At 43.7% G+C, this 3854-nt stretch carries 7 protein-coding genes; 5 read left to right on the forward strand and 2 right to left on the reverse strand.

The genetic code is table 11. The features are described from left to right. Window positions 1-118: 118 nt before the first annotated feature. A complete protein-coding gene (locus PX484_RS20415; protein ID WP_287764938.1) occupies window positions 119-694 on the reverse strand; it encodes a hypothetical protein in 576 nt (191 codons plus the stop codon). Window positions 695-867: 173 nt separating this feature from the next. On the opposite strand from PX484_RS20415, the gene PX484_RS20420 reads away from it, so the two are divergent. Then, window positions 868-1131 (forward strand): hypothetical protein, encoded by a 264-nt coding sequence (locus tag PX484_RS20420; RefSeq protein ID WP_002771281.1) that lies wholly within the window; start codon window positions 868-870, stop codon window positions 1129-1131. Next, the gene (locus PX484_RS20425; protein ID WP_061430929.1) at window positions 1132-1533 is read left to right on the forward strand and encodes a type II toxin-antitoxin system VapC family toxin; all 402 of its coding nucleotides are present in this window, start codon (window positions 1132-1134) and stop codon (window positions 1531-1533) included. A gap of 95 nt (window positions 1534-1628) precedes the next feature. Here the strand turns inward: PX484_RS20425 and PX484_RS20430 are convergent, their stop codons facing one another. Beyond that, a complete protein-coding gene (locus PX484_RS20430) occupies window positions 1629-2021 on the reverse strand; it encodes a hypothetical protein (protein ID WP_287664453.1) in 393 nt (130 codons plus the stop codon). 11 nt (window positions 2022-2032) lie between these two features. Between PX484_RS20430 and PX484_RS20435 the strand changes: the two genes are divergently transcribed. The 3 genes from PX484_RS20435 (at window position 2033) to rbfA (ending at window position 3655) form a co-directional block, all read left to right on the forward strand. Next, entirely contained in the window at window positions 2033-2935 is a 903-nt protein-coding gene (locus PX484_RS20435; protein WP_287764940.1) for a hypothetical protein, read from the forward strand. A gap of 88 nt (window positions 2936-3023) precedes the next feature. Next, window positions 3024-3221 (forward strand): DUF751 family protein, encoded by a 198-nt coding sequence (locus tag PX484_RS20440; RefSeq protein ID WP_002737592.1) that lies wholly within the window; start codon window positions 3024-3026, stop codon window positions 3219-3221. 41 nt (window positions 3222-3262) lie between these two features. Further along, window positions 3263-3655: a 30S ribosome-binding factor RbfA gene (gene rbfA / locus PX484_RS20445; protein ID WP_002751761.1), complete on the forward strand. Its 393-nt coding sequence runs from the start codon at window positions 3263-3265 to the stop codon at window positions 3653-3655. Window positions 3656-3854 lie beyond the last annotated feature (199 nt).

Below are 3854 nucleotides of genomic sequence, written 5' to 3' on the forward strand. Positions count from 1 at the left end.
ATATCGCCTTTACTAAGGCGCAGCTTCTCCACCAACTCTTTCGGGAAAATCACCCCCATAGAGTTCCCTACCGTTGTGACTTTTAACTTAATCATCGTTTTTTGACTGAGTAAATATGTCAATTATAGCACCTCCCATATTGGTAAGTAGCTACACAACGGTTTACTTGAATCTCAATTTTGTCCGAGGGGTTAAATTTAATTTCCTCGACAACGTAGGAACTGTTACGCAATACATCCGATATTATACCTATTTGTCGAGGGTTTAGCGAGGTTAAAGTTACTTCCGCTTTTCCTTCATTAACATCAACAATTTTGAAGTTCTGTAGGGGTTCATGCCAGCGTCCTCTATTCTGTTGTTGTTCGTCATTTAATAATTCTTCTACTGCACTAATGACAAGAGATTGGGATTCTCTGATAATAACCTTGCCTTGAAACTCTATCTGTTTGATCTCTTTCATTGCCACTTCTTTTGTTTTTGATTCTCTCCCTAAAGCGATCGTTTTTGCTTGGGAATCGAACTTGATTAATCTCCCAGATAGAGAAGTGCCATTTTTTAAAGATACTTTTGTATTATCCGGTATGAATACGGGGATTACGGGAGATCTATCGCCGGTGGCTGGTAGATGATAGCCAGCAAGAGAGGCGATCAAAACTAGGCTAGTTGCGGTTATTATTGGGTAGAGTTTTTTCATCTTTACCTTGCCTGAATGATCGGGATTGGGTTGGTTCTGTTTTCGATCTTGGATGCGGTGGGTTAGGAGTAACAGTAACCCAACCTAGGGTTTTTTCTAGAGGGTTTTTTCCATATTTTAGCGTCGGGATTGTCAAAGGGGAAGCGTTTTATCTTCTCTTTATGTTAAAACTTATGAAGGTACTCCTTTATGCGGTAAGCGATAGAAATATGACTCTACAAGAGCTAATGCGGTGGGCGGAAAAATTATCCGCAATCGAGAAACGGCAACTGATCGAAAAAATTACCGCAGAAATGGCATCGGAATCGGCAGAAGTTAATCAACCCCGTCCCTCTTTATGGGGTATATGCGCCGATTTAGGACAGGCTCCCTCGGCTGAAGATATCGATAAAACCCGACGAGAAGCGTGGGGAGATTTTACGGCAGAGGATCTTTAAGTGTTAAAAGCAGTTTTAGATACTCATGCAGTTATCTGGTATCTTTACGCAGATCAACGATTATCCAATTTGGCTCGACAAACCATCGAACAAATTGGCAATAGTGGAGATACGGTTGCGGTTTCCTCGATTACTCTGGCTGAAATTGTCTATCTTGGTGAAAAAGGCCGGATTTCCGCTCAAACAATAGAGCGATTGTTAATGGAACTGGACAGGGAAAATTCTATTTTGATAGAAATCCCGCTCGCTCGCAATATTGTGGTTACTATGGGAGGAATCGAGCGCTCGGATGTTCCCGATTTACCCGATCGAATTATTGCGGCAACCGCCCTATATTTAAACGTTCCCTTAATTAGCCGAGATCGAAAAATTCAATTATCAACGGTTAATACGATCTGGTAGCAACGAACTAATCAAATTTCTATTCCCCGAATATAATTGGATGCGGTGGGTTAGGAGTAACAGTAACCCAACCTGCGGTTTTTGTCAATATATTTTTACTTTCCGAAACCTTTGTTCGGGCGGTTTTGTTTGGCAATACGGAGGGCTTTTCCGGTTTTACCATCCTGTAGTGCGATCCGCATCGATCGCTTTTTCTGGTAGGATTGAATATCCGCCGCTAACGGATGATCGTTATCGATCCGTAGATGGGTTAAAGAACAGACAAGAATCGTTTGTTTTCCCGATTCGTTTTTTAGGGAACAAATAATTCCCCCCTCGTCTCCCGTGTAGAAAATTTTATCGATCGAAAACTGGTGATCGGGTTTGTATCGCTCGCCTTTTGTTTCAGCTATTTTTAACGTTTCGGGAGTTGCACGCACGGGGATCGGTAAACTTGCTTCCATTTTCTCAATTAAAAAACGAACTTGTCGGGGATCGTCGATGGACATGGTTATTCTCCTTGATAAAATACAAAGAACTGGCGATAGAACCCGATCGATCGAGTAGGATAGCGATCGAAAACGCCAATCAGGGACATTTTGCCGTGAGCGCTCCGAATTCTCCCCCTCCCGGAACACAGATACTAGGAACCTTCGCCAGTCTTCTCGGTTTGCTGGGGATTTTTCTCTATTTTACGGGATGGATTTATCGGTGGGCCTATTTCGGCTGGTTTAGCCTTGAGATCAACCGTCTGGACTTGCCCTTGCGTTCCTTCCTTTTCGTGCCGATACAGGTCTTCTGTGGCGATTTCGGGGCGTTGCTGCGAACTTTACTGGCGCTGGTTGCCGTTGCCTTCGCGATTCAATTTACTCTCTGGATTTTGTCTCCCCTGCCATCCTATTCAATTGTCAGTCAATCTAAACGGAAATTTCATCAAAAATTTCAGTTCCTAGGTTTATTAGTCCGGGGAATTCCCGAAGCTCTCCGAAAAGATTTGATCGCTGTTATTTGGCTATTAATTATTCTTTTTTGGTTAGCCCGAATTCAGGGATCGATCGATGCCCGTCGCGATGCAGTTAATGATAGTTCTACCTTACCAGTTATCACTTTAGTTTTACCGGAAAAACAGATAGCGATCGGTCGGAATCAGGAGGATGTTTTTACCGATCCTTCTCTCAAAGGTTATCGAATTATCGGTGAGACCAAATTACTCGAAGAGCTGCGGGGAAAAGAAACGAATGATAGCAAAGTTAATCCCCCGCGAGTTTGGCGGTTATTAATCCAAAATAACAATTGGACTTATGTTTTTCGCGGGTTATCCCCTCAGTCGGCAGAAAATGAACGTCCGGCGATTCTAGCCATTCGCGAGGATAAGGAGGGACAATTGATGATTCTCGCGCCAGATGTCCCACAATCCCAGTGAAACTCAATCGGGGAAATTATCGAATTACCCTTGAACATTGAAGCTTACTGCTATAATTACTTACGGACAAAGATAATAAATAAAATTTATGGGCGACTTTTTTGATAACGTGAGCCGTTACCCCCGCTATCTGATTAGCTTTAGTTTAGGGATTTTCTTCGCCTTTTTCGGCTGGTTAGCCCCTTTATTAAAAAATCCCCTCACAGCGATCGCACTTGTGGGCTTTCTGGGGGGAACTTTCGCCTTTCTTTATTTCACCCTCAAAGCCATGCTCGGATTAGCTTGATACAATGGTAAGGGTTTCGCTGTTTTTAGGGGACGAAAATTATGGCTAACGACCGTCGAGTATCTCGCGTGTCCTCGCTAATTAAGCGCGAGGTCAGCCAAATGTTATTAATGGAAATTAAAGATGATCGCGTCGGTGCCGGTATGGTTAGCGTTACCGATGTAGATCTCTCCCACGACCTACAACACGCTAGGATTTTTGTGTCTATCTACGGCAACAAAGATGCAAAGGCCGAAACTATGGCCGGTTTAAAAGCGGCCGCGGGATTCGTCCGGCGTGAACTTGGTCAACGCATCCGTCTCAGACGTACCCCCGAAGTGGTCTTCCTAGAAGATTCTTCCCTCGAACGCGGCGATCGAATGTTACACCTTCTTGATCATATTAAAAGCGATCGACCCCCAGAAGATGACGATTCCGCTATCAGTGACCAGTGAACAGTGATCAGTAGAGGATAACTAAATTTAGGCAAAACTGGCAACTTAAAACTTAAACCTGATAACTGATAACTGAATAGTGAGCGATCGCATTTTATCCCTAAAAGAACGTATTGGTCAGATGATAGTAGTCCGCGCTTCCGGCTATCTCTTTGACCAACAAATCCGCTATCCTGCTTGGGAACCCGTCAACGCCACC

This window comes from Microcystis sp. M49636_WE2 (assembly GCF_030065375.1).
Classification (GTDB): domain Bacteria; phylum Cyanobacteriota; class Cyanobacteriia; order Cyanobacteriales; family Microcystaceae; genus Microcystis; species Microcystis aeruginosa_C.

Coding starts and splice junctions, on each gene's coding strand:
- rbfA (WP_002751761.1), top strand. CDS start 3,263: ATGGCTAACGACCGTCGAGTATCTCGCGTGTCCTCGCTAATTAAGCGC.
- PX484_RS20430 (WP_287664453.1), bottom strand. CDS start 2,021: ATGTCCATCGACGATCCCCGACAAGTTCGTTTTTTAATTGAGAAAATG.
- PX484_RS20440 (WP_002737592.1), top strand. CDS start 3,024: ATGGGCGACTTTTTTGATAACGTGAGCCGTTACCCCCGCTATCTGATT.
- PX484_RS20415 (WP_287764938.1), bottom strand. CDS start 694: ATGAAAAAACTCTACCCAATAATAACCGCAACTAGCCTAGTTTTGATC.
- PX484_RS20420 (WP_002771281.1), top strand. CDS start 868: ATGAAGGTACTCCTTTATGCGGTAAGCGATAGAAATATGACTCTACAA.